We start from the raw sequence: 24628 nt of genomic DNA on the forward strand, positions 1-24628 counted from the left end.
CGGGCGCTCGCCTACCCAGCGGCGGACGGGATATGTCTACCCGGACGCTTCGGGCCCGTCCTGCTCGGCGAGGAACTTCTCGAACTGCGCACCGAGCTCCTCCGCGGTGGGCATGTCCTGCGACTCGGCGAGGAGGTTGTCGCGCTCGGCGGCACCCGCGAACGCGTCGTACTGCTGCTCCAGCGCCCGGACGACCTTCTCGACCTCGTCGTTGCCGTCCACCTGCTCGGCGATGTCGGCGTCGGTGGCGGCTGCCGCGTCCCGGAGCCGGTCGGCGGGCAGCACCAGCCCGGTGGCGGAGACGATGGCCTCCAGCGCGGCAACGGCGGCGGCTGGGTAGGCGGACTGGGCGAGGTAGTGCGGAACGTGCACGGCGAACCCGATGGCGTCGTGCCCGGCCTCGCCGAGCCGCAGCTCCAGCAGGCTCGCGGCGCTGCCCGGCACCTGCACCTTGTCGAACCAGGAGTTCCGGGTGACCAGCTCGGGCCGGGTGGCGTGCGCGGTGGTGCCGACCGGGCGGGTGTGCGGGACGCCCATCGGAATGCCGTGGAAGCCGACGACCATACCGACGTCCAGCCGCTCGACCAGGTGCATGACGGATGCGGTGAACCCCTCCCACAGCCGGTCGGGCTCGGGCCCGGTCAGCATCAGGAACGGGCTGCCGATCTCGTCGCGCAGCAGCCGGACGACCAGTTCGGGCGCGTCGTAGGAGGCCCAGTGGTCGCGGTCGAACGTCATCGCCGGCCGCCGGGCCCGGTAGTCGATCAGCGAGTCGACGTCGAAGCGGGCGATCACGCGGTGCTCAAGTGACTCAAGGAGGTGCTCGCGCACGAGCTGCCCGGTGGAGCCGGCGTCCACGAAGCCGTCGAGGCTGTGCAGCAGGACCGGACCCGTCATCTCCGGCAGGTCGGCGTCGAGCTCGTACAGATCCTCTGGGTTAAGCAACTTCTCCCCCACCTCTACATGTCTTCGCCCCAACAGTACTCATTGCGCCGCCTTCGGCGTCGGGCCCTGGAGCCCTCCTCCGGCGGGCGATACGGCGATCGCCGTATCGCTCCGGGGCACTGATGGTCGAGGTGGTGGCCGAGGCCGCAGTCCCAAAAAATTACGAAAAGACCCTGCTGGCCAGGAAGTCTTCCGGGTGAAGGGTGGTGAGGGCTTCGCGGTCCACTTCGCCGCCCGCGGCGAGGAGGCGGTTGGCGTGCCGGAGGCGGGCCCGTTCGATGGCGTTGCGGACGGAGCGGGCGTTGGCGAAGCGGGGCTGCGCGCGGCGGCGGGAGAGGTAGTCGCGGAAGACCGGCTCGGTCTCGGGGGCGAGGCCGTAGCCGTCGCGGTCCATCATCAGGTGGCCGATGGCCTCCAGTTCGTCGGGCTCGTAGTCGGGGAAGTCGATGTGGTGGGCGATGCGGGAGCCCATACCGGGGTTGGAGGTGAAGAAGGAGTCCATGCGGTCCTTGTAGCCGGCGAGGACGACGACCAGGTCGTCCCGCTGGTTCTCCATCACCTGGAGGAGGATCTCGATGGCCTCCTGCCCGTAGTCGCGCTCGTTCTCGGCCCGGTACAGGTAATACGCCTCGTCGATGAACAGCACACCGCCCATGGCGCGTTTCAGGACCTCCTTGGTCTTGGGCGCGGTGTGGCCGACGTACTGGCCGACGAGGTCGTCGCGGGTGACGGAGACGAGGTGGCCGCGGCGGATGTAGCCGAGGCGGTGCAGGAGTTCGGCGAGCCGGACGGCGACGGACGTCTTGCCCGTCCCGGGGCTGCCGGTGAAGCACATGTGCAGGTTGGGTCGTCCCGAGTCGATGCCGAACCGGGCGCGGACGCGGTCCACGAGCAGCAGCGCGGCGATCTCCCGGATGCGCGTCTTGACCGGGGTGAGGCCGATGAGCTCGGCGTCGAGGGCGTCCAGGACGGAGTCCACCTGCGAGTCGGCGCGTTCCTTGGCGAGGTCGACGCGGGCGTCCGCGGGGAGCGGCTCCCCGGTGGCGGGAACCGGGGAGGAATCCTCCGGGGAGCCGTTCGGACGCATCCCGAAGCCGGGCCGTTCGCTCAACGTCCCGCCCCGTAACGGTCGCCCTCGGGACGGTCCAGGGCGTACGGGTGGACGGTGTAGCGGACACGCCGGTCGGAGGTCTCCGCGCGGCCGAGCCGGAAGCCCGGCTCCTCGGCGGGACGCTGCACGATGAACTGGAGGGCGGTCGTTTGCCGTCCGTAGTGCGCGTCGTAGGCGTTCAGCCGGATGTAGTGGTCCGGGTACGCCTTGCGGCATTCGTTGACCTCGTACAGGACGCCGGCCGGGTCGGCGAGGTCGAACATCGGCAGGCCCCACATCTCCCAGTAGGAGTTGCGCGGGTGCGGGTCGTCGGTGAACTCGACCGAGCACGGCCAGCCCTGGTCCAGGGCATAGGCGATCTGCTTCGCGATCTCGTCGTCGGTCAGGTCGGGCAGGTACGAGAAGGTTCCTTGGGTGATCCGCATCAGACGCTCACAGGGGTCTCGACGACGTCCGGGGTGTCGGTGGATTCGTACGTGAAGGTGATGTCGCCCCAGGTGGACAGGGCGATGTCCAGTTCGCGGCTGTTCTTGGCGGCGGCGCGCAGGATGTCGGGGCCCTCGGCGAGGTAGTCGCGGCCCTCGTTCCGCGCCTTGATCATCGCTTCGAGCGCGACGCGGTTGGCGGTGGCGCCGGCGGCGATGCCCATCGGGTGGCCGATCGTCCCGCCGCCGAACTGGAGGATCGAGTCCTCGCCGAGGTAGTGCAGAAGCTGGTGCATCTGCCCGGCGTGGATCCCGCCGGACGCGACCGGCATCGTGCCGGGCAGCGACGCCCACTCCTGGTCGAAGTACAGGCCCTTGACCGGGTCGGCGGCGACCTTGTCCAGGCGGAGGGTGTCGTAGTAGCCGCGGACGCTGTTCGGGTCGCCCTCCAGTTTGCCGACGACCGTTCCCGCGTGGATGTGGTCGACGCCGGCGAGCCGCATCCACTTGGCGATGACGCGGAAGTTCACACCGTGGCTCTTCTGCCGCGTGTACGTGGAGTGCCCTGCGCGGTGCAGATGCAGGAGGACGCCGTTCCTGCGCGCCCACTTGGCCATCGACTGGATCGCCGTGTAGCCGATGGTCAGGTCGATCATCACGATGACGCTGCCGAGTTCCTTGGCGAACTCGGCGCGCTCGTACATGTCCTCCATGGTCGCGGCGGTGACGTTGAGGTAGTGGCCCTTCACCTCGCCCGTGGCGGCCTGCGCCCGGTTGACGCCCTCCATGCAGTAGAGGAAACGGTCGCGCCAGCGCATGAACGGCTGGGAGTTGATGTTCTCGTCGTCCTTGGTGAAGTCGAGGCCGCCGCGGAGGGCCTCGTAGACGACACGCCCGTAGTTGCGGGCCGACAGGCCGAGCTTGGGCTTCACGGTCGCGCCCAGGAGCGGGCGGCCGAACTTGCCCAGGTACTCGCGTTCCATGACGATGCCGTGCGCCGGCCCCTGGAACGTCTTCACGTAGTGGGGCGGGATCCTCATGTCCTCCAGGCGCAGCGCCTTCAGCGCCTTGAACCCGAAGACGTTCCCGATGATGGACGACGTCAGGTTCGCGATCGACCCCTCCTCGAACAGGTCGAGGTCGTAGGCGATGTAGGCGATGAACTGGTTCTCCTGGCCCGGGACCGGCTCCACCTTGTAGCACTTGCCCTGGTAGTTCTCGTAGGAGGTGAGCCGGTCCGTCCACACGACCGTCCAGGTCGCGGTGGACGACTCGCCCGCGACGGCCGCGCCGGCCTCCTCCGGCGGCACGCCCGGCTGCGGCGTGATCCGGAAGGCGGCGAGGATGTCGCTGTCCTTCGGTTCGTAGTCCGGACGCCAGTAGCCCATCTCCGCATAGGGGATCACGCCCGCCGACCATCTGCCCGAGCCCATCGCCGCTCTCCCTTCGTGGGCGACGGAACACGGTGCCCGCCCCGGTGAAGGACGGCATGTCCCAGGGGTTTCGGAGCGGGCACCGCGTCCCGGTCGCGTGGAACCGTGACGCCTCAAGCTTCACCTCCCGATACTTGTGATGTCCATCAAGTGTTCTACGGTGAAGATTGAGCATTCACTTGAATGAGGAGGCCGGACGTGACGGAGGCGCGGCTGCGGACGTTCGTCGCGCTCGCCGACACCGGGTCGGTGCGGGCGGCGGCGCGGCGGCTGTATGTGACCGAGTCGGCGGTCTCGGCGGCGGTGGCCGCGCTGACCCGCGATCTCGGCGTCCCGCTCGTCCGGCGGGTGGGGCGGGGGGTCCGGCTGACCGCCGCAGGGGCCGTCTACGCCGGGTACGCGCGGCAGGTCCTCGGCCTGCTGGAGGAGGGGCGGGCGGCGGCGCGCGGCGCGGCCGATCCCGGGCGGGGGCCGCTGCGGCTGGCGGCGGTCACGACGGCCGCCGACCAGATCCTGCCCGAGTTGCTCGCCTCGTTCCGGGCCCGCTGGCCGGAGGTCGAGCTGACGCTGGAGGTGGGGCCGCGCCGCCAGGTGTGGAGCAGCCTCGCCGCGCACGAGGCCGATCTCGTGCTGGCCGGCCGGCCGCCCGCCGAGGTCGCGGCGACCGTGCTGGCCAGGCGCCCGAACGAGCTGGTGGTCGTGGGCGCGCCGGACGTCGCGGACGGGTTCGCGCCGGCCCGCACCCCCTGGGTGATGCGCGAGCCGGGCTCGGGGACGCGGGCGAGCGCGGACGCCTACCTGGCCGACCGCGAGGTGGCGCCGCCCCGGCTCGTGCTCGGCTCGAACGGCGCGGTGATCGCGGGCGCGGCGGCCGGGCTCGGGGTGGCGCTGGTGTCGCGGGACGCCGTCGGCGCGGAGCTGGCCGCCGGGCGGCTCGTGGTGGTCGACGCGCCGGGGATGCCGCTCGACCGGCCCTGGCACGCGGTCGCCGGGGCGGTGCCGACCGCGACGACGCTGCTGTTCGTCCGGCACCTGCTGGACGCGCCCGGCTGGAGGCCCGCTGCGGCGGGCCCCACAGCGACACCGGTGGCGGGCCCGGCCGGACCGCGGTCAGGATCATCGCGGCGCCCCTAGAGGAGTGCCGTCGCTCACATCGCCGTCCCCTCGCGCATGCCCGGCCGCCGACGCGACAGAATCAGGTTCGGACCCGTGAAAGGGGTGCATCGATGACCGCCGACCGCCCGTACGACATCGTCCTGTTCGGCGCCACCGGCTTCACCGGCGCCCTCACCGCCGAGTACCTGGCCCGGCATGCCGATCCCGGGACGCGCTGGGCTCTCGCCGGACGCGACCGGGGCAGGCTCACGGCCGTCCGCGGCCGGCTGGCGGAGATCGATCCCGCGTGCGCCGGGGTGCCGCTGCTGCACGCCGACACCACCGACGCCGCCTCCATCGAGGAGCTGGCGGAATCGTCGCGGGTCGTCATCACCACGGTCGGCCCCTACGTCAAGTACGGCGAGCCCCTGGTCGCGGCCTGCGCGCGCGCCGGTACCGACTATGTCGACCTCACCGGCGAGCCCACGTTCGTGGACCGCATGTACGTGAAGTACCACCGGGAGGCGGTGCGCAGCGGCGCGCGGATCGTGCACGCCTGCGGGTTCGACTCGATCCCCCACGACCTCGGCGTCTACTTCACGGTCAAGCGGCTGCCCGAGGGCGTCCCGCTGCGCGTCGAGGGATTCCTGCGGGTGCGCGGGGACGCCTCCGGCGGCACCCTGCACTCGGCGATCGGCATCTTCGGGGACGCGGCCGGGATGCTGCGCGCCGGACGCGAACGCCGCCGGCTGGAGGACCGGCCCGCGGGCCGCCGGGTGCGCCTCGCACGCGGCCCGGTGCCGAAGGCCCGGGTCGGGGACGGCTGGACACTGCCGCTGCCCACCATCGACCCGCAGATCGTCGTCCGGTCGGCGGCGGCGCTCGACCGCTACGGCCCCGACTTCTCCTACGGCCACTACGTCGCGGTCAGGCGGCTCGCGACCGCCGCCGCGATGGCGGCGGGCTCGGGCGCGCTGCTCGCGCTCGCCGCGCTCCCGCCGACCCGGAGCCTGCTGCTGCGGCTCCGCGCACCGGGCGAGGGGCCGTCGGCGCGGCGCCGCGCCCGCAACTGGTTCAGCGTGAAGTTCGTCGGCGAAGGCGGCGGCAGGCGGGTCGTCACCGAGGTCGCGGGCGGCGACCCCGGCTACACCGAGACGGCCAAGATGCTCGCCGAGTCGGCGCTGTGCCTCGCCCATGACAACCTGCCCGCGACGTCCGGGCAGGTCACGACCGCGACGGCGATGGGCGACGCGCTGGTCGAGCGGCTCGTCAAGGCGGGGATCACCTTCCGCGTCCTGGCGGAGCGCTGATCCGGGTACCGCCGGCCACCGCCCGATGAGGGCGGCGGCGGGACGGTTCAGCCGCGGCGGCCGGGGATGGGGATGACGGCCTCCACCGTCGTCCCGGCGCCGGGCCGGCTCCGCACCGCGACCCGGCCGCCGAGCAGTTCGGCGCGCTCGCGCATGCCGCGCAGGCCGTAGGAGTCGGGGCGGCGGCCCCGGCCGCCGCGGGCGAGGACGTCCCGCATCGAAAAGCCGAGCCCGTCGTCGGCGATCTTCAGCCGTATCCGGTCGCTGGAGTGCTCCAGCAGCAGGTCGACGCGGTTCGCGGACGCGTGCCGCAGGCTGTTGCCGACCGCCTCCTGCGCGATCCGGTACAGCGCGGTCTGCACGTGGTCGGGCAGCTCGTCCTCCAGCTCGCCCTCGACGGTCACCGTCACGTCGATCACGCCGGACGGCCCAGGACCGTCCCCCGCCTCCCGGGCCAGGGTGGCGAGCGCCGCCGACAGGCCGAGATCGTCCAGGACGGGCGGGCGCAGCCCCCCGATCGCCGCGCGGGTCTCCCCCGCCGCCAGCTCGCACAGCCGCCGCGCCATCATGATCTGCGCCAGCGCCTCCGGATGGTGCTCGGGCAGCGCCCGCTCGGCGGCCGACAGGTGGAAGCCGAGGCTGGCGAGCCGCTGCGCGATGCCATCGTGGATCTCCCGGCTGAGCCGCGACCACTCCGCCTCCTGCGCCTCCACGGCCCGCTCGGCGAACCGCTCGGCGGCGTGCTCGCGCTCGCGGGCGGTGCGCAGCCGGCGGCACGACGACAGCACCGGCGCGAACAGCTCGGCGAGCGCGGTGACGAGCGCGAGATCCTCCGGCAGGGCGGGCCCGGCGGACCGGACGTCCACGACCGCGATCACGCCGCCGTCGCCGTGCACCGGGATCGCGGCGCCGCGTCCGTCCGCGTGCGCGCGGACCCGGCCGTGCGCGGCGGCCCAGCCGGCATCGCCCTCCCCCAGCGGGACGGGCGGGCCCGGCCATTCGAGGGCGCGCTCCTCCTCGTCCAGGACGTACACGTCGCAGAACGTCAGCGCCCGCGCGGACCGTACGACGAGCCCGGCCAGCTCCTCGGCCATCCGCGGCAGCTCCCGGTCGGAGCAGGCCGCGGCCACGACGCGGACGAGCAGATCCGTCCCGCGGCCGGCGAGCAGCTCCAGCGGGGACGTCACCGGAACAGGCCCTCGCGCAGCGCGACCGCGATCGCCGCCGACCGGTCGGTGACCTCCAGCTTGCGGTACAGGGCGCGCAGGTGGCTCTTGACGGTCTCCTCGCTCAGCACGAGCCGCGCCGCGATCGCCTTGTTGGACAGGCCGCCGACCAGCAGCGACAGCACCTCGCTCTCGCGCTGGGTGAGGCCCCGGTTGGCGCCCGGCCAGAACTCGCCGCGGGTCAGCCGGGCCGCGGTCACCGCCATCCGGCCGGCGAGCGTCGGGTCGACGACCGTCTCGCCCTGCGCGACCTCCTCCAGCCGCCGGACCAGCTCGGGGCCGTCCACCCGCTTGAGCAGGTAGCCGCCGGCGCCCGCCCGCAGCGCCTCGAAGACGTACTGCTCGTCGTCGTACACCGACAGGAACACCACCCGCGCCTCCGGGACGCGCCCGCTGATCAGCCGGCAGAGATCGAGGCCGCTCTCCGGGCCGAGCCGCACGTCCAGCAGGACGACATCCGGGCGCAGCGTCGTGACCAGGCGGGCCGCCTCGTCCCCCGTTCCCGCCTGGCCCACGACGCGCACCCGCCCGGAGAACCCGGCCAGCATCGCCTGCAGCCCGGCGAGGATCATCTCGTGGTCGTCGACCAGGACGACGCGTACGGGTGCACTCATTCCCGCACGATAACAACCGCGATCCGCCTGCCGGCGGCCCCGGTCCGGGGAGTGCCTCCGGTGCTCTCACCCCCCCTCTCCCCTGATTGGGGGACGCGTCCGCGACCGGGTCCTCGTACCGTCTTCTACGAAAACCGGATTTCGCAGGACGGAGGTGCCAGGTGCCCCATCGGATCGTGCACATGCTCCGGGCGCGCGGGTCGGGCCGCCGCCCCGTCATGCTCGCCATCGCGGGCGACAGCGCGGCGGGCAAGACCACCCTGACCAGGGGGCTCGTGGAGTGCCTCGGGGCCGACCGGATGACCGCGGTCTGCGTGGACGACTACCACCGCTACGACCGCGCCGAACGGGCCGGCAAGCCGTTCACGGCGCTGCACCCCGACTGCAACCACATCGACATCATGGAGCAGCACCTCCAACTGCTGTCGATGGGCGAGCCGGTCCTGAAGCCCGTCTACGACCACTCGACCGGCGAGCTCGTCCGGCCGGAGCTGGTCGAACCCCGCGACTTCGTGATCGTCGAGGGCCTCCTGCCGCTGCACACCAGGATGGCGCGGGCCTGCTTCGACATCACCGTCTACCTCGACCCGCCCGAGCCGCTGCGGCACTCCTGGAAGGTGCACCGCGACTGCGACAAGCGCGGCTACAGCCCGGAGCAGGTCATGGCGGAGCTGGCCCGCCGCGAACAGGAGAGCGCCGCCTACATCCGCCCGCAGCGCAAGCACGCCGACATCGTCGTCCGGTTCGCGCCCGTCGCCGGCCGCCTCGACCCGCCCGGCACGCCGCTCTCCGCCGAGCTGCTGCTGCGCCCCACGATCGACCATCCCGAGCTGGCCGACGTCCTGGACAGCGGCTACGGTGACACCGAGACCGCCATGCACCTGCGGCTGCACCGCGACGACGACGGCCGTCCCGTCGACGCCCTGCACGTCCACGGATACGTCTCGCCCGAGGAGTCGCAGGTCGTCAAGAAGGCCATCTGGGAGCGGCTCGGCCCGCGCGCCGGCGCCGCGCTGCCCGACCCCGACGCCCTCGGCCGGCTGGGCGACGCCGGGACCAGCGACCCGCTCGCCATCACCCAGCTCCTGCTGCTCTACCACCTGCTCGACGCGGACCACCGCCAGGCGGCGTAGGGGCCGCCGCCTGGCGGCGCAAAGGCTCCGCATGCGCGCGGGGAGGCCCCGGGGTTTCCCTGGACCTGTGCCCCGGGCCGCGCGCAGGCGGCCGCCGGGAGGGCGCCCGCCGCGGGCGCCCTCCCGGCACCGGTCAGAGCTCGCCCCAGGGGATCACCGGGCGGTCGGGGGCGACCACCGCCAGGGACTGGCCGCCGCGGACCATCTCCCCCGGCATGGACGTGAGCCGGAAGCGGGCGTTGGGACGGTGCGACTCGCCGACCGCGAGAAGCGTGCTGCCCCGGCGGAGCAGGAAGATCGCCACATCGAGGCGGGACCATTCGCCCGCGTCCTCGGGGACGTCCACGCGGTACAGCGTGCCGTCCGTGTCGAGGGTGCTCGCGAGGTTGTGGTAGATGGCGGCCACGCCCGGGTTGCGGATCGCGACCGCGACCACCGCCGGGTCGTCGATGTCGACCGGCTCGATGTCGGCGCTGACCAGGTTCAGCGCCTCGGTGATCTCCGTGCGGCGGCCGCCGTCGCGCAGCCCGGCCAGCAGATGCGCGGACGGCTCCCCGCACCGCCGCAGATAGGCCGACACGCCCAGCATGACGCGGACGGTCTCGTCGTCGGAGCGTCCGACGACCAGTACGGTCCGCGCCTTCTCCAGGCATGCCCGCTCGTAGGCGGTGTCGTCGTTGGCGACCACCTCGTAGAGGTCCGGGTCGGGGTTCTCGCCCGTCAGCTCCTCCGGCCAGAAGAGCGCGACGACGGGCGTCTTCACGAACTCGGGGTCGGCGCGCAACTGGCCGATGATGGCCCGCAGCGCGTCGCGGTCGTAGCCGACGACCACGATGTGGTCCCGCCGGTGCAGTTGCGCGTGGCCGTTCGCCTTCATGGTCCTGCCCTTCGCCATCCAGAGCGTCAGCTCGGCGAACAGCACGAGCCCCGCGGTGAGCCCGGCCACGATGATCAGCACGCCGCCGACCCGCCCGCCGGGCGTGGCCGGGGCGAGATCGCCGTACCCGGTGGTGGTGCCGCTGACGAAGAAGTACCAGAAGTACTCGTGCGGCTTCTTGATCTTGGCGCCCGGATCCTCGAACACCGCGATGAGCAGCCAGCCCACCAGGAACGCGGCGAGGAGCACGAGCGCGGGGGCGCGCCAGGTCCGCGCGGTGAAGCGGCTGACCAGGCGCAACAGCACGATCGGCATTCGCGCAGCGTTGCAGCGGACAAAACCCCACGTCAAGCGCGGTTCGGTCACGGTGTGCGACGCTCACCGGCCGGACCCGGCCACCGGGCGGCCGGGGCTCAGCCGGCCGGGCCCCGCTTCAGGACGCGCGACAGCGCCGCCGCCACCTCCTCCGACAGGCCGCCGTCGGACGGCCGCTCCGCGCCGGAGTGCACCAGGGCCGCAGTGCCCGGCTCGTCCCGCACGGCGTCGCGGGTGTGGCCGCAGGCGCGGCACTCGACCTCGCCGAGCCGGCACACCAGCGCGGTCGAGCCGCAGGCCGCGCAGCGGTCCAGGTCGTCCGCCCAGTCGCCGCCGGCCTGGCAGCCCGGGCAGATCAGGACCTGGTGGTCCGCCCGGACCCCGCGCTTCCACGGGCTGGCGCCGCGCACGGGATCGGTCTGCCGCACCCCGCAGCGGAAGCAGGGCATCAACACCTCCACAGGTGCGTGGACCGGTTCCGGCCACCGGCTCGGCCAGGCCCGGACCGGTCCGTCCGCTCAGAGCCCGGCGAGCGCCTTGCGGTACTCGCCGATGTCACGTGCGTCCGGGATCGCGTTCACGACCTTCCACCGGACCACGCCCTCGGTGTCGATGATGAAGGTGCCGCGCAGCGCGACCCCCTTCCCCCCGTCGAAGACGCCGTACCGCTCCGCCGTGCCGCCGTGCGGCCAGAAGTCCGACAGCAGCGGGAACGGGAACTTCTCCCGGTCGGACCAGGCCCGCAGCGCGAACATCGAGTCGACCGAGACGGCGAGCACCTGCACGCCGTCCTCGCCGCCCAGGGTCGGGAGTTCGTCCCTGAGCCGGGAGAGTTCGCCCGCGCACACGCCGCTGAACGCCAGCGGATAGAACACCAGGACGACGTTCTTCCCGCCGCGGAAGCCCGACAGCCGTACCGGTGCGCCGTGCTGGTCCTGCAGCTCGAAGTCCGGCGCGTCGTCGCCCACGTTGACGGCCAAAGTCCTACCGTCCCCGGCTACTTGTGGACCTTGGGTGCGACCAGCCGCGTGCCGGACCACTCCTTGGCGGCGCTGATGCTGCTGGTCTGCGACAGGCCGGCCGTCTGCGCGGCCTCGCCGATGTCACTCGGCTCCACATGCCCGTCCCGGCCCGCCTTCGGCGTCAGCAGCCAGATGTTGCCGCCGCCGGTGAGCGGGATCATCGCATCGGTCAGGCCCTCGAACAGGTCGCCGTCCTCCTCGCGCCACCACAGCAGCACGATGTCGACCACGTCGTCGTAGTCCTCGTCGACCAGCTCGTTCCCCGTGAGCTCCTCGACGGAGCGGCGGAGCTCCTCATCGACGTCGTCGTCGTAGCCGATCTCCTGCACCACCTGGCCCTGCTTGATGCCGAGCCGTTCGGCCAGGCTGCGCTCAGACTGCGCCTGACCCGCGGTCGCGCTCACGAAAGTCCTCCCCTGTCGTCAGTCCGCACGATGCCGTGCGCTTGCTCGTTCGGCCCCCCGGGACGGGTGGCCCGCCCGCACCTGTGCGGTGTTTGCGGGACAGTCCACACAAGTGAGGGCTCCAGCGCAAGTGCCTTCCGCGCTTTTTGGTGGCCTCATTGGCCCGAATACGGATCTCTCCGTCATGACACGGCCACCGAGAGCGACTCCACGCGCTCATCCCTTGATGAACGACAGCCGGATCTGGCGATCCGGATTGTCCACGTTGAGGTCGACCAAAGCGACCGACTGCCATGTTCCCAGCGCGAGCCGCCCGCCCGCGACCGGCAGGGTCGCATACGGCGGGACGAGCGCGGGCATCACGTGCGAGCGCCCGTGCCCCCGGGACCCGTGCGCGTGCCGCCAGCGGTCGTCCGCCGGCAGCAGGTCGCGCAGCGCGTCCAGCAGGTCGGTGTCGCTTCCGGATCCGAGCTCGATGATCGCCACGCCGGCGGTGGCGTGCGGGACGAAGACGTGCAGCAGCCCGTCGCCGCCCGCCGACGCGGCGAACCGCTCGCATTCGGCCGTGATGTCGTGCACGGTGTCGCTCGTACCGGTGGCCACCCGGACCACGGTGCTCTCCATGATCCCGTGTCTACCCGATCCGCGGCACCGGACGCATCCGGGGCCGCACGGATCCGGGGCCGGGCCGCCGGCTAGTGCGGTACCCGCCCGGCGGGCTCGATCACGGCGTCCGGCCCCGGGTAGACCAGGGCCTCATGGCCGTCGTCGAACCGCACCAGGTACGGCGGGCCGCCGTTCTGGCCGCGCACCTCGATGATCTCGCCTTGCCGGTCCGGCTGCCCCACGACGTTGCCGTGAACGTGCAACCGGTCTCCTATCCGCCCGTACATGACGCCTCCGCTCTCGCCGGGAAAATCAGTTCTCCCAGGGGTGGGTACCCCGTTGACCGGGGAAAATGGTTACCGGCTGGTAGAGATGCGTTCGCCGCCATAAACGGCGACGATGGGTCGCGAGACGAGCGACGAACAGTCTGCCGGGGACCGGTGGCCTCCCATGCGGCGGACCCGGTCTCACCAGCAAAGACGGCATGGACAGAGGGGACCCCGTGGCTTCCGGACGTCAACGCTTTTCGATCATCAGCGACGGCCTGCCGAGCCAGTTGCCCGACATCAACCCGGATGAAACCCGGGAATGGCTTGAGTCTCTGGACACGGTCATCAAGACCGAGGGCCGCGGCAGGGCGCGGTACGTGATGCTCCGGCTCCTGGAAAGGGCGCGGGAGCTGCAGGTCGGCGTGCCCGGCCTGCGCAGCACCGACTTCATCAACACGATCCCGCCGGAACACGAGCCCTGGTTCCCCGGCGACGAGCATGTGGAACGGCGCATCCGCGCCTACATCCGGTGGAACGCGGCGATCATGGTGTCGCGGGCGAACCGCCCCGAACTCGGCGTCGGCGGGCACATCGCCACCTACGCCTCCGCGGCCTCGCTGTACGAGGTCGGCTTCAACCACTTCTTCCGCGGCAAGGACCACGGCGAGTCCGGCGACCAGGTGTTCATCCAGGGGCACGCGGCGCCCGGCATCTACGCCCGCGCGTTCCTGGAGGGGCGGCTGCCGGAGGACAAGCTCGACGGGTTCCGGCAGGAGCACTCGCACCCGGGCGGCGGCCTGTCGTCCTACCCTCACCCGCGGCTCATGCCGGATTTCTGGGAGTTCCCCACGGTCTCCATGGGGCTGACCGCGATCGACTCGGTGTACCAGGCCCGGTTCAACCGGTACCTGTACAACCGCAGGATCAAGGACACGTCGCGCTCGCACGTGTGGGCGTTCCTCGGCGACGGCGAGATGGGCGAGCCGGAGTCGCTCGGCGCGATCGGGCTCGCCGCCCGCGAGGAACTCGACAACCTCACCTTCGTCGTCAACTGCAACCTGCAGCAGCTGGACGGCCCGGTGCGCGGCAACGGCAAGATCATCCAGGAGCTGGAGTCGTTCTTCCGCGGCGCCGGCTGGAACGTCATCAAGGTCATCTGGGGCCGCGACTGGGACCCGCTGCTCGCGCAGGACGTCGACGGCGTGCTCGTCAACCAGATGAACACCACCCCGGACGGGCAGTTCCAGACCTTCTCCGTGGAGTCCGGCGACTACATCCGGGAGAAGTTCTTCGGCGCCGACCCGCGGCTGCGCAAGATCGTCCAGCATCTGTCGGACGACGAACTGCGCAAGCTGTCGCGCGGCGGGCACGACTACCGCAAGGTGTACGCGGCGTTCAAGGCGGCCCGCGAGCACGTCGGGCAGCCGACCGTGATCCTCGCGCACACCATCAAGGGCTGGACGCTCGGCTCCGACTTCGAGGCCCGCAACGCCACGCACCAGATGAAGAAGCTCACCAAGGCCGAGCTGAAGGAGTTCCGGGACCGGCTCTACCTGGACATCCCCGACTCGGCGCTGGAGGCGCCGCTGCCGCCCTACTACCACCCGGGCGAGGACTCCGACGAGATCCAGTACATGCGCGAGCGCCGCGCCGCGCTCGGCGGGTTCCTGCCGAAGCGGGTCGTGCGGGCCAAGCCGCTCAAGCTGCCCGGCGACGCCGTCTACAGCGAGATGAAGAAGGGCTCCGGCAAGCAGAACGTCGCGACGACCATGGCGTTCGTCCGGCTGCTCAAGGACCTGATCAAGGACGAGAACATCGGCGCCCGGTTCGTGCCGATCGCCCCGGACGAGTACCGCACGTTCGGGATGGACTCGCTGTTCCCCACGTCCAAGATCTACTCCCCGCACGGGCAGACGTACGAGGCGGTGGACCGCAAGCTGCTGCTGTCGTACAAGGAGTCCGAGAGCGGCCAGATGCTGCACGAGGGCATCAGCGAGGCCGGCTCGATGGCGTCCACGATCGCGGCGGGCACCGCGTACGCCACGCACGGCGAGCACATGATCCCGGTGTACATCTTCTACTCGATGTTCGGGTTCCAGCGGACCGGCGACCAGATGTGGGCGCTCGGCGACCAGATGGGCCGCGGGTTCCTGCTCGGCGCCACCGCCGGCCGCACCACGCTCACCGGCGAGGGCCTGCAGCACGCCGACGGCCACTCCCCGCTGCTCGCGGCGTCCAACCCGGCCTGCGTCCACTACGACCCGGCATGGGCGTTCGAACTGGGCCACATCGTCCGGGACGCGCTGCGCCGCATGTACGGGTCGTCGGAGGAGCACCCGGACGGCGAGGACGTCTTCTACTACCTCACCGTCTACAACGAGCCGTACCAGCAGCCCGCCGAGCCCGCGGACCTCGATGTCGACGGCCTGCTCAGGGGCCTGTACCGGTACCGGGCCGCCCCGCAGATCGATTCTCGCAACGGCGAGCCGCCGCGGGCGCAGATCCTCGCGTCCGGCGTCGGCGGCCGGTGGGCCCTGGAGGCGCAGCGGCTCCTCGCCGAGGACTGGGGCGTCGCCGCGGACGTGTGGTCGGCGACCTCGTGGAACGAACTGGCCCGCGAGGCCCGCGCGTGCGACGAGTGGAACATGCTGAACCCGGACGCCGAGCAGCGCATCCCGTACGTCACCCGGACGCTCGACAACGTCGCCGGGCCGATCGTCGCGGTATCGGACTTCACCCGCGCCGTGCCCGACCAGATCGCGCCCTGGGTGAACGCGGACTTCGCCTCGCTCGGCACCGACGGGTTCGGCTTCTCCGACACCCGCGCCGCCGCCCGCCGGTTCTTCCACGTGGACGCCGCGTCGATCGTCCTCGCGGTGCTCACCAGGCTCGCCCGGCACGGCGAGATCAAGCCGGAGGCGCTCCCGCGGGCGATCGAGCGCTACCGCCTGAACGCCCCGGTCAGCGAGGTCTTCGCGGGCGGCGTCGGCAGTCCCGAGAGCAACACCGGCGGAGACGCGTAGTTCATCGCGGTGATGTTCACCACGGTGATCGCGGAGGTGTAGGCCGCGATCACCCGCGCGGAAAGGGCCCCGAGTCGTCTCGGGGCCCTTTCCCGCGTTCCGGTTTCCGTGCGCCGGTCAGGGGGCCGCGGGGGTGAAGACGCCGAAGCGGTTGCCGGCGGGGTCTTCCAGGTAGGCGAACTTCAGGCCGCTGGAGGCCGTCGCGGCGGGCATGGCGACCTTGCCGCCGTGTTCCTCGGCCTGCGCGCAGGCGGCGTCGACGTCCTCGACCAGCACCAGGAACATGGCGTGGTTCTCCGCCGGGCCCGAGGTGTGGGCGATCCCGCCGCTCGGGCGGTCGGCGCCCGGGTAGCTGATGAGGTCGTAGCCGTCGTCGTCCGGGTCGAGCGCGAACCTCCAGCCGAACATGTCGCCGTAGAAGCGGCGGGCCTCCACCGGCGCATCGGCGCCGACCTGGAACCACGTGACGGTATTGAACGCGGGGACTGTCATGGCCCTCTCCTCTGCCTTCTCAAGCGGTGACGAGAACCAGCGTCGGCGAGGGGCACGACAGCCCTGTGTCGGTGTTTTCCAGGTTTTCTCACACGAGTTCGAGCGGGCGGACGACGTGGTCGGGCGGCGGCGGGCTCATGTCCTCGAAGCTGCGTTCCGGGGCGGGCTCGTCCAGCAGCGCGGCGCGGCGGACGCGGTCGATGCGGAACACCCGGGCGCCGTCGCGCAGGCGGCACCAGCCGATCAGGTACCAGCGCAGCGAGACGGCGGTGAACGCGACGGGTTCGACGTCGCGTTCGGTCTCGGCGCCGTCGGCGTCGACGTAGCCGAGCCGGACGACGCGGCGGGCGGACATGGCCTCCTCCAGGACGGCCGGGACGGAGGCGGGCTCGCCCGCGTCCGGCGGCGTCACGAAGCGGACCCGCTCGGCCAGTTCGCGGGCCGAGGCGCTGTCGGCCGCCGACATCGCCGCGACGATCTTGTGCAGGGCGGTGCGGGCGGCCCGGGAGTACGGCGAACCGCCCGCCCGGGACAGGGTGATCGCGACGGCCACGGCCTCGGCGGGCGTGAAGTTCATCGGCGGCAGCGTCCGGCTCTTGTCGAGGGTGTAGCCGCCGCCACGGCCCACATCCGCGTAGATCGGCACACCGGCCTGCTGGAGCGCGCCGATGTCGCGTTCGATCGTGCGGACGCTCACCTCGTACCGCGCGGCCAGCTCCCGCGCGCTGAGCCGGCGCGGCGCGCGGGCGCGCAGCTCCTCCACCAGTGCGTACAAGCGGTCGGTGCGGTTCACGCGCCGACCGTACGCGCCGGGTGCGACATTCCGGTCCCGGTCAGGACGCGCGGAGGAAAGCCGCTCATGACGGACGCGACGGTCGCCCCGCACGGGTGCCGGCAGGGGCGGGTGGCCGTCAGAGCTTGGAGCGTGTCCAGGCGACCAGGTCGCCGGCCGGGAGCGTGTTGACGATCCGGGACACAGGGACCCCGCACCGGGCGGCCCGCTCACAGCCGAAGGGCAGCCAGTCGAGCTGGCCCGGCGCGTGGGCGTCGGAGTCGATCGAGAAGCGGCAGCCCGCCTCGACGGCCAGGCGCAGCAGGCGCTTGGGCGGATCGAGGCGTTCCGGACGGGAGTTGATCTCGACGGCGACGTCGTAGGCGGCGCAGGCGTCGAAGACCAGGGCGGCGTCGAACTCCGATTCGGGGCGCAGGCCGCCGCGTTCGCCACCCGCCTTGACGATGCGCCCGGTGCAGTGGCCGAGGACGTCGACCCGCGGGTTCGCGATCGCGGCGACCATGCGCCTCGTCATCGCGACGCGGTCCATGCGGAGCTTGGAGTGGACGCTCGCGACGACGACGTCCAGCCGTTCCAGCAGGTCGGGGTCCTGGTCGAGGGTCCCGTCCTCCAGGATGTCGACCTCGATGCCCGTCAGGATGCGGAACGGCGCCAGGTCCTCGTTCAGCGACGCCACGATGTCGAGCTGGCGGCGGAGACGGTCCGCCGAGAGGCCGCCTGCGATCTTCAGGCGCGGCGAATGGTCGGTCAGCGCGAGGTATTCGTGGCCGAGGGAGCGGGCGGCCTCGGCCATCTCCTCGATCGGCGACCCGCCGTCCGACCAGTCGCTGTGGGTGTGCAGGTCGCCCTTCAGCGCGGCGCGCAGCGCGGCCGTGGACTCCTCCGGCGGCTCGCCCTCGGTCGCCTCCAGGCGCCGCAGGTAGACGGGGGTCTCGCCGCGCAGCGCCTCCTCGATGACCAGCGCGGTGACCTTGCCGATGCCGGGCAGGGCGGTCAGTGTGCCGGCACGGGCGCGGCCGGCGAGTTCGCCGGGGGAGGTCCGCTCGGCGAGGGCGGCGGCCGTGCGGAACGCCCGGACGCGGTAGGTCGGCTCCTGGGCGCGCTCCAGGAGGAACGCGATCCGGCGCAGCGCTTCGACGGGCTCCACGCCTCGCACCGTACCCGGGTCCGGCCGCACCCCGGTTCGACCAGGGCGTGGGGCGGGCCTGCTTCGGCGCGGACCCCGCCGGCCCGGCGAACCCCGGAAGGCCCACCACTCACGTTGGGTAACCTGCAAGGGTTGCACTCCGTGCCGAACCGGCCGGAATGGCTCATGGTGCGCATTCCGTGACCGACCGGCAGGTCGCACGGCCGTGCTCGCCGCGATCCGGGCCCTGGCCGCCCGGTTCGGACGCGGGCCGTCCCACCCGCACAAAGATCTTGGATGGTAGACATACCCACGATGCCGCCGCACCGCACGATTCCGGGGACACCCTCCCGGCGGCCGCGCCTCCGGCGGCTGCGGAAGGCTCTGGCCGGTACCGCGTCCATCGGCGTGATCATGATGACCACGGCCGGGACCGGCCACGCCGACCCCTACGCCGCGCCGGTCGCCGTCCCCACGATGGCGCCCTCGACGCTGGACGTCCGGTACACCGCCGAACGCCAGTCCATCGAGAAGGCCCTGAAGACGGCGCAGGCGGTCGGCGACGTCGACCGCGGGAAGGCGCTCGGGGCGTTCCTCCAGCCCGGACGCCGTTTCCTCTACTTCGACCCACGCGGCCGCGGGCGCGCCATCGAGGTCATCGGCGACCTCACCAGGGCACGGCGTGTCGCGGTGCTCGTCCCGGGTGCGGACACCACGCTGTCGGCGTTCGACAACCGCGGCGACAAACCGTGGTCGACACCGGGGGGCGGCGCGCGCGCCGTCTACGCACAGGCTGGTTCCATGTCGCCGAGCCCGGGGCTGGCGGTCGTCGCCTGGCTCGGATATGCGGCGCCCAAGACGTTCAGCAGTGACGTCCTCACAGATGAACGAGCCTCCGAAGGCGCCGGGCAGTTGAGTCGCTTCCTGAAGGGCGTTCATCGAGTCAACCCCGGCGCGAGCGTGAGTCTGCTCTGCCACAGCTACGGATCGGTGGTCTGCAGCCGTGCCGCATTGGACAGCCACCACAGCGCGGCCTGGCGGAAGGTCACCGACATCGCCCTCTACGGCAGTCCAGGGACGACGGCACTATCGGCCTCCAAGCTGAGCAGCACGGCCCGTATCTGGGCGGGACGGGGGTCCACGGACTGGATGGAGGACGTCCCCCACGTGCGCATCTTCGGGCTCGGGCTCGGTGCGGACCCGGTGTCGTCCTCGTTCGGCGCGCGGGTCTTCGACGCCGGTTCCGGCGGCCACAGCGACTACCTCGCCCCCGGCTCGACCTCCCTGCGCAACCTCACCGGCATCGCGCTCGGCGGTGTCGCAGGCGTCACACCCGGCTGACTCTTTCGCCACTTGAGGCCGGGTCACCTTGGGGTGATGGCACTCTGGGGTGGTGAACAGCGCGAACGAGGCCGAAATCCGCGAGCAGACCACCCGGCGCCTGGAGAAGGCGATGGGGACGTTCGGCACCGCGGCCCTGAGCAGCATGGAGGAGCAGCTCCCCTGGTTCCGGCGGATGCCCGCCGACCAGCGCTCCTGGATCGGACTCGTCGCCCAGGCCGGCATAGCCGCGTTCGTCGAATGGTTCAAGAACAACGAGAAGACGCGCCCGGCCATCGCCGGCGAGGTGTTCGGCACCGCGCCCCGCGAACTGCTGCGCTCCATCAAGCTGCACCACACCATCGACATGGTCCGCGTCATCATCGAGGTGGTGGAGACCCGGCTGGACGAACTGGCCGCGCCCGGTGGCGAGGCCCAGCTCCGCGAGGCCATCCTCCGCTACACGCGGGACGTGGCGTTCGGCGCCGCCCAGGTCTACGCGCGCGCCGCCGAGACACGCGCCGCTTGGGACGCCCGGCTGGAAGCCCTCGTCGTCAACGCGGTGCTCCGCGGCGAGGTCGATGACGGCATGCACTCCTGGGCCGCCGCCCTCGGCTGGAGCTCCAAGCCCGTCACCGTCATCGCCGGCTTCACCCCGGAGGACGAGGAGCCCGAGGTCACCATCGACCAGATGCAACGAGCCTCACGCCGCGCGCGCGCCGACGTGCTGGCCGGCGTCCAAGGGCACCGCGTCATCGTCATCGTGGGCGGCGACACCGACCCCATGGAGGCGGCCCGGCCCATCGCCGCCAAGTGCGGGCCCGGACCCGTCGTCGTCGGCCCGCAGGTCACCGACCTCTACGGCTCCACACACTCGGCGAAGGCCGCCGTCGCCGGGCTGCGCGCCGCCACCGGATGGCCGGACGCGCCCCGCCCCGTCCAGGCGACCGAACTGCTCCCCGAACGCGCTCTCGACGGCGACGAGGACGCACGCCGCTACCTGGTCGAAAGCGTCTACAACCCGATGCTCGCCGCCGGCGCCCCCCTCCTCGACACGCTCACCACCTACCTCGAACAGGGCTCGTCGCTGGAGGCCACGGCGCGGCTGCTGTTCGTCCATCCCAACACCGTCCGCTACCGTCTCCGCCGCGTCACCGAACTGACCGGCCTGGCCCCCACCGACGGCCGCAACGCCTTCACCCTCCGGATCGCCCTGGTCCTCGGCCGTTTCGAGACCCGCTCCGCCTACGGATGACGGATTGGCAGGTGTGCCGCCTCTGAGCGGCCGCATCTTGTAGGGGTCGTACAAAGCGTTCGGACAAAGTTCGTGGTGATCGGTATCGAGTCCACGCGGCATTGACGGCAGGCTGGACGCTGTGATTCTCCTCGCATCGCCCGGCCAGGGCGCCCAGACCCCAGGCTTTCTGCAGCCATGGCTAGAGATACCCGGAGTCGCCGACCGCCTCGCCTGGTGGTCTGCGGTCACCGGGATCGACCTGGTCAGGTACGGGACCGAGGCGGACGCCGAGGAGATTCGCGACACCGCCATCGCCCAGCCGCTGCTGGTCGCCGCCGCGCTCGCCGCCTACGAGGTCCTCTACGGGGAGACGGTGCCGGGCGCGGTCGCCGGGCACAGCGTCGGTGAACTGGCCGCCGCCGCGATCGCCGGGGTGCTGTCCCCGGAGGCCGCGCTGGTCCTCGTCCGGGAGCGGGGACGGGCGATGGCCGAGGCCGCCGCGATCACCGAGACCGGCATGACCGCGGTCCTCGGCGGGGATCCCGAGGAGGTCCTCACCGTGATCGACAAGCACGGGCTCACCCCCGCGAACGTCAACGGCGCCGGCCAGATCGTCGCCGCCGGGACGATGGAACGGCTTGCGGCGTTCGCCGACGAACCGCCCGCGAAGGCGCGGCTCCGTCCGCTGTCGGTCGCGGGCGCGTTCCACACCGAGCACATGGAGCCCGCGGTCGAGACGCTCCGCCGGCTCGCGGCCGGCGCCCCCGTCGCCGACCCGAGGACGAAGCTGCTGCAGAACCGCGACGGCGCCGTGGTCGAGGACGGACGCGACTTCGTGGCACGGCTCGTCGACCAGGTCAGCGCCCCCGTCCGCTGGGACTCGTGCATGGCCGCCATGCGGGACCTCGGCGTCACCGCGATCATCGAGCTGCCGCCCGCCGGGACGCTGACCGGCCTCGCCCGCCGCGAGCTGAAGGGCGTCGAGCTGGTCGCCCTCAAGACCCCCGCGGACCTCGACAAGGCCCGCGAGCTGATCAAGGCGGACGCGGCATGAGCGCCGCGCTCCAGATCCCCCAGGCGACCGCCGGCGCCCGCATCCTGGCGTTCGGGGACTACCGTCCGGCCCGCATCGTCACCAACGACGAGCTGGCCGGGATGGTCGACACCAACGACGAGTGGATCCGCAGCCGCGTCGGCATCTCCGAGCGCCGCATCGCGGGTGAGGACGAGGGCGTCGTCGAACTCGGCGTGCACGCGGGCGGCAAGGCCCTCGCCAACAGCGGCCTCGCCCCGTCCGACATCGACCTCGTGATCCTCGCGACGTGCTCGGCGGAGTCGCCGATGCCGTGCAACGCCACGATCGTCGCGCACCGCCTCGGCATCGACGCGCCCGGCGCGTTCGACCTCAACGCCGCCTGCGCCGGCTTCTGCTACGCCCTCGCCACCGCCAGCGCCGCCGTCCGCGCCGGCAGCGCCCGCAACGTGCTGGTGATCGGGTCGGAGAAGATGTCCCAGTGGGTCGACTGGACCGACCGCTCCACCTGCATCATCTTCGCCGACGGAGCGGGCGCGGCGGTCGTCACCGGCAGCGACTCCCCCGGCATCGGCCCGGTCGTGTGGGGCAGCGCCGGCGACAAGGCCGACAAGATCATCATTGATGACCGGCACTCGTTCATCCGGCAGGAGGGGCAGGCGGTGTTCCGCTGGGCCACCACCGCGATCGCCCCGGTCGCGCTCCAGGCGTGCGAGCGCGCCGGGATCAAGCCGGAGGACCTCGCCGCCGTCGTCCCGCACCAGGCCAACCTGCGCATCATCGAGGCCATCGCCCGCAAGATGAAGGCCACCAACGCCATCGTGGCCGACGACATCGTGCACTCGGGCAACACTTCGGGAGCCTCCATCCCGCTGGCCCTGTCCCGCATGATCGAGCGCGGCGACGTACCGTCCGGTGCCCCGGCCCTGCTGGTCGGATTCGGCGCCGGACTGTCCTACGCTGCCCAAGTCATCCAGATCCCGTAGGCCGTCACGCCTGCTCGCAGGCTCTGGACCAACCCACCGAAGGAGAACGCAGAACCATGGCAGTCGCCACCGAACAGCAGATCCTGGACGGCCTCGCCGAGATCATCGACGACATCGTCGGCATCGACAAGGCCGAGGTGACCCCGGAGAAGAACTTCATCGACGACCTCGACATCGACTCGCTGTCGATGGTGGAGATCGCCGTGGCCGCCCAGGACCAGTTCGGCGTCGAGATCCCCGACGACGAGCTGCGCAACCTGAAGACGGTCCAGGACGTCATCAACTTCGTCCAGAAACTCCAGAGCTAGAACCGCGGGTCCGGCGCGCCGCCGACCGGCGGCGGCGTGCCGGACCTCCACACCTCACAGTCCGCAAGGAGCATCCACCATGAGCCAGAGCCAGACCAGAGTCGTTGTGACGGGTCTCGGTGCAACGACCCCTCTCGGCGGAGACCTCCCGTCGACCTGGTCCGCCCTGCTCGCCGGCGAGTCCGGAGTCCGCAAGCTGGACTGGGAGGACGTCGAGAACCTGCCGGTCCGCTTCGCCGGGACGCTGAAGGTCCAGCCGTCCGAGGTGATGCCGAAGCAGATACTGCGCCGCCTCGACCGCAACCAGGCGATCGCGCTGATCTCCGCACGCGAGGCGTGGACGGACGCCGGGTTCGCCCCGTCCACCGGCGGCAAGCCGCAGAAGGGCATGGAGCGGGCCGGCGTGGACGGCGGCTTCGTCGTGGACGGCGAGCGCCTCGGCGTCGTGTTCTCCAGCGGCATCGGCGGCCTGCACACCGCGCTCAACAGCTACGACGTGTACAAGGAGAAGGGCTGGGCGCGGGTCTCGCCCTTCACCGTCCCGATGCTGATGCCGAACGGCGCGTCCGGGCACGTCGGCATCGAGTTCGGCGCGATGGCCGGCTCGCACGCCCTGGTCAGCGCCTGCGCGTCCAGCGGTGAGGCCGTCGGCTACGCCATCGACATGATCCGCGCGGGCCGCGCCGACGTCGTGATCTGCGGCGGCACCGAATCGTGCATCCACCCGCTGCAGATGGCGTCGTTCGGTTCCATGCGCGCGATGTCGACCCGCAACGACGAGCCGGAGCGCGCGTCCCGGCCCTACGACAAGAACCGCGACGGGTTCGTCCTCGGCGAGGGCGCCGCCGCGATGATCCTGGAGTCGGAGGAGCACGCCCGCGCCCGCGGCGCCCGGATCCACGGCATCGCGGCCGGCTGCGGCTACTCCGGCGACGCCTACGACATCGTGCTGCCCGACCCGTCCGGCGCCGGGCAGGCCAAGGCGATGCAGCGCGCCCTCAAGGACGCCGGGCTGGAGCCCGCCGACATCGTGCACATCAACGCGCACGCCACCTCCACCCCCGCCGGCGACGTGGCCGAACTCGCCTCGATCAAGGCGGGCCTCGGCGAGGAGGCCGCCCGCCAGGTCGCCATCACCGCCACCAAGTCGATGACCGGGCACCTGCTCGGCGGCGCCGGCGCGCTGGAGTCGGTCTTCACGATCCTCGCGCTGAAGGAGGGCCTCATCCCCTTCGTCGCCAACCTGGAGGACATCGACGACGAGGCCGACCTGGACATCGTGCGGGACGAGCCGCGCAAGCTCCCGGACGGCCCCGCCGCGGCGCTCAACAACTCGTTCGGCTTCGGCGGCCACAATGTCTCGGTCGCCTTCCAGCGCGCCCTCTGACCGTCCGGCGCACGCGAACGGCCCGGCAGGCCTCTCGGCCTGCCGGGCCGTTTCTCGTTGTCCCGCGGCGGGCGCCCGGCGCGTGGAACGCGGCCGGGGGCGGCCGTGCGGCCGCCGGCCCGCAGCGCGCTCGCGGGG

General features: G+C 72.0%; 25 protein-coding genes. 10 read left to right on the forward strand and 15 right to left on the reverse strand.

Annotated features, from left to right (window positions below; all coding sequences use genetic code 11):
* Positions 1–36: 36 nt before the first annotated feature.
* From AF1_RS18470 to AF1_RS18485, 4 genes are all read right to left on the reverse strand, one after another.
* A complete protein-coding gene (locus AF1_RS18470) occupies positions 37–945 on the reverse strand; it encodes a PAC2 family protein (RefSeq protein ID WP_207394123.1) in 909 nt (302 codons plus the stop codon).
* A gap of 160 nt (positions 946–1105) precedes the next feature.
* Positions 1106–2056: a CbbX protein gene (gene cbbX / locus AF1_RS18475; RefSeq protein ID WP_242608922.1), complete on the reverse strand. Its 951-nt coding sequence runs from the start codon at positions 2054–2056 to the stop codon at positions 1106–1108.
* Positions 2053–2481, reverse strand: a complete 429-nt coding sequence (locus tag AF1_RS18480; protein WP_067800402.1) for a ribulose bisphosphate carboxylase small subunit — start codon at positions 2479–2481, stop codon at positions 2053–2055. Before AF1_RS18480 ends, cbbX begins: the two co-directional genes overlap by 4 nt.
* Positions 2481–3914 (reverse strand): form I ribulose bisphosphate carboxylase large subunit, encoded by a 1434-nt coding sequence (locus AF1_RS18485; protein WP_067800405.1) that lies wholly within the window; start codon positions 3912–3914, stop codon positions 2481–2483. Before AF1_RS18485 ends, AF1_RS18480 begins: the two co-directional genes overlap by 1 nt.
* A gap of 198 nt (positions 3915–4112) precedes the next feature.
* Here AF1_RS18485 and AF1_RS18490 point away from each other — a divergent pair, with 198 nt between their 5' ends.
* Together AF1_RS18490 and AF1_RS18495 are read left to right on the forward strand one after the other, a co-directional pair.
* Positions 4113–5048: a LysR family transcriptional regulator gene (locus AF1_RS18490; RefSeq protein ID WP_084263076.1), complete on the forward strand. Its 936-nt coding sequence runs from the start codon at positions 4113–4115 to the stop codon at positions 5046–5048.
* Between the two features lie 92 nt (positions 5049–5140).
* Positions 5141–6319: a saccharopine dehydrogenase family protein gene (locus AF1_RS18495; protein WP_067800408.1), complete on the forward strand. Its 1179-nt coding sequence runs from the start codon at positions 5141–5143 to the stop codon at positions 6317–6319.
* A 47-nt stretch (positions 6320–6366) separates the two neighbouring features.
* Here the strand turns inward: AF1_RS18495 and AF1_RS18500 are convergent, their stop codons facing one another.
* Both AF1_RS18500 and AF1_RS18505 read right to left on the reverse strand, forming a co-directional pair.
* The gene (locus tag AF1_RS18500; RefSeq protein WP_067800411.1) at positions 6367–7506 is read right to left on the reverse strand and encodes a GAF domain-containing sensor histidine kinase; all 1140 of its coding nucleotides are present in this window, start codon (positions 7504–7506) and stop codon (positions 6367–6369) included.
* Positions 7503–8159 carry a response regulator gene (locus AF1_RS18505; protein ID WP_067800414.1) on the reverse strand — a complete coding sequence of 219 codons (657 nt, stop codon included), beginning with the start codon at positions 8157–8159 and terminating at the stop codon, positions 7503–7505. Before AF1_RS18505 ends, AF1_RS18500 begins: the two co-directional genes overlap by 4 nt.
* Before the next feature lie 161 nt (positions 8160–8320).
* Here AF1_RS18505 and AF1_RS18510 point away from each other — a divergent pair, with 161 nt between their 5' ends.
* Positions 8321–9292 (forward strand): phosphoribulokinase, encoded by a 972-nt coding sequence (locus AF1_RS18510; RefSeq protein WP_067800418.1) that lies wholly within the window; start codon positions 8321–8323, stop codon positions 9290–9292.
* A gap of 133 nt (positions 9293–9425) precedes the next feature.
* On the opposite strand, the gene AF1_RS18515 is transcribed toward AF1_RS18510, so the two are convergent.
* The 6 genes from AF1_RS18515 to AF1_RS18540 form a co-directional block, all read right to left on the reverse strand.
* Positions 9426–10484, reverse strand: coding sequence for a potassium channel family protein (locus tag AF1_RS18515; protein WP_067800423.1), 1059 nt, complete (start codon positions 10482–10484; stop codon positions 9426–9428).
* Positions 10485–10582: 98 nt separating this feature from the next.
* Positions 10583–10933: a hypothetical protein gene (locus tag AF1_RS18520; protein WP_067800425.1), complete on the reverse strand. Its 351-nt coding sequence runs from the start codon at positions 10931–10933 to the stop codon at positions 10583–10585.
* 69 nt (positions 10934–11002) lie between these two features.
* Complete coding sequence (locus AF1_RS18525) at positions 11003–11464, reverse strand: peroxiredoxin (RefSeq protein WP_067800428.1); 462 nt, start codon at positions 11462–11464, stop codon at positions 11003–11005.
* A 17-nt stretch (positions 11465–11481) separates the two neighbouring features.
* Entirely contained in the window at positions 11482–11910 is a 429-nt protein-coding gene (locus AF1_RS18530; protein WP_067800433.1) for a DUF3052 domain-containing protein, read from the reverse strand.
* Between the two features lie 216 nt (positions 11911–12126).
* A complete protein-coding gene (locus tag AF1_RS18535) occupies positions 12127–12534 on the reverse strand; it encodes a secondary thiamine-phosphate synthase enzyme YjbQ (protein ID WP_067800437.1) in 408 nt (135 codons plus the stop codon).
* Between the two features lie 71 nt (positions 12535–12605).
* Positions 12606–12803 carry a DUF1918 domain-containing protein gene (locus AF1_RS18540; protein WP_067800440.1) on the reverse strand — a complete coding sequence of 66 codons (198 nt, stop codon included), beginning with the start codon at positions 12801–12803 and terminating at the stop codon, positions 12606–12608.
* A 215-nt stretch (positions 12804–13018) separates the two neighbouring features.
* Here AF1_RS18540 and aceE point away from each other — a divergent pair, with 215 nt between their 5' ends.
* Entirely contained in the window at positions 13019–15808 is a 2790-nt protein-coding gene (gene aceE / locus AF1_RS18545) for a pyruvate dehydrogenase (acetyl-transferring), homodimeric type (RefSeq protein ID WP_067800443.1), read from the forward strand.
* Between the two features lie 117 nt (positions 15809–15925).
* On the opposite strand, the gene AF1_RS18550 is transcribed toward aceE, so the two are convergent.
* From AF1_RS18550 to AF1_RS18560, 3 genes are all read right to left on the reverse strand, one after another.
* On the reverse strand, positions 15926–16300 hold the full coding sequence (locus AF1_RS18550) for a VOC family protein (RefSeq protein ID WP_067800446.1): 375 nt from the start codon (positions 16298–16300) through the stop codon (positions 15926–15928).
* An 88-nt stretch (positions 16301–16388) separates the two neighbouring features.
* Positions 16389–17093 carry a helix-turn-helix transcriptional regulator gene (locus tag AF1_RS18555; protein WP_067800449.1) on the reverse strand — a complete coding sequence of 235 codons (705 nt, stop codon included), beginning with the start codon at positions 17091–17093 and terminating at the stop codon, positions 16389–16391.
* Positions 17094–17211: 118 nt separating this feature from the next.
* Entirely contained in the window at positions 17212–18240 is a 1029-nt protein-coding gene (locus AF1_RS18560; RefSeq protein WP_067800452.1) for a PHP domain-containing protein, read from the reverse strand.
* Positions 18241–18516: 276 nt separating this feature from the next.
* On the opposite strand from AF1_RS18560, the gene AF1_RS18565 reads away from it, so the two are divergent.
* The 6 genes from AF1_RS18565 to AF1_RS18590 all read left to right on the forward strand — a co-directional run bounded on the left by AF1_RS18565 (position 18517) and on the right by AF1_RS18590 (position 24490).
* The gene (locus AF1_RS18565) at positions 18517–19560 is read left to right on the forward strand and encodes an alpha/beta hydrolase (RefSeq protein WP_131732792.1); all 1044 of its coding nucleotides are present in this window, start codon (positions 18517–18519) and stop codon (positions 19558–19560) included.
* Positions 19561–19672: 112 nt separating this feature from the next.
* Positions 19673–20794: a PucR family transcriptional regulator gene (locus AF1_RS18570; protein ID WP_084263078.1), complete on the forward strand. Its 1122-nt coding sequence runs from the start codon at positions 19673–19675 to the stop codon at positions 20792–20794.
* A gap of 121 nt (positions 20795–20915) precedes the next feature.
* The gene (locus AF1_RS18575; protein ID WP_067800458.1) at positions 20916–21830 is read left to right on the forward strand and encodes an ACP S-malonyltransferase; all 915 of its coding nucleotides are present in this window, start codon (positions 20916–20918) and stop codon (positions 21828–21830) included.
* Positions 21827–22795, forward strand: coding sequence for a beta-ketoacyl-ACP synthase III (locus AF1_RS18580; protein ID WP_067800462.1), 969 nt, complete (start codon positions 21827–21829; stop codon positions 22793–22795). The genes AF1_RS18575 and AF1_RS18580 overlap by 4 nt, the downstream gene beginning before the upstream one ends.
* 56 nt (positions 22796–22851) lie before the next feature.
* Complete coding sequence (locus AF1_RS18585; RefSeq protein ID WP_067800465.1) at positions 22852–23103, forward strand: acyl carrier protein; 252 nt, start codon at positions 22852–22854, stop codon at positions 23101–23103.
* Between the two features lie 79 nt (positions 23104–23182).
* Positions 23183–24490: a beta-ketoacyl-[acyl-carrier-protein] synthase family protein gene (locus AF1_RS18590; RefSeq protein WP_067800468.1), complete on the forward strand. Its 1308-nt coding sequence runs from the start codon at positions 23183–23185 to the stop codon at positions 24488–24490.
* The last annotated feature ends 138 nt before the right edge of the window (positions 24491–24628 follow it).

Source organism: Actinomadura formosensis NBRC 14204 (assembly GCF_001552155.1).
Taxonomy (GTDB): domain Bacteria; phylum Actinomycetota; class Actinomycetes; order Streptosporangiales; family Streptosporangiaceae; genus Spirillospora; species Spirillospora formosensis.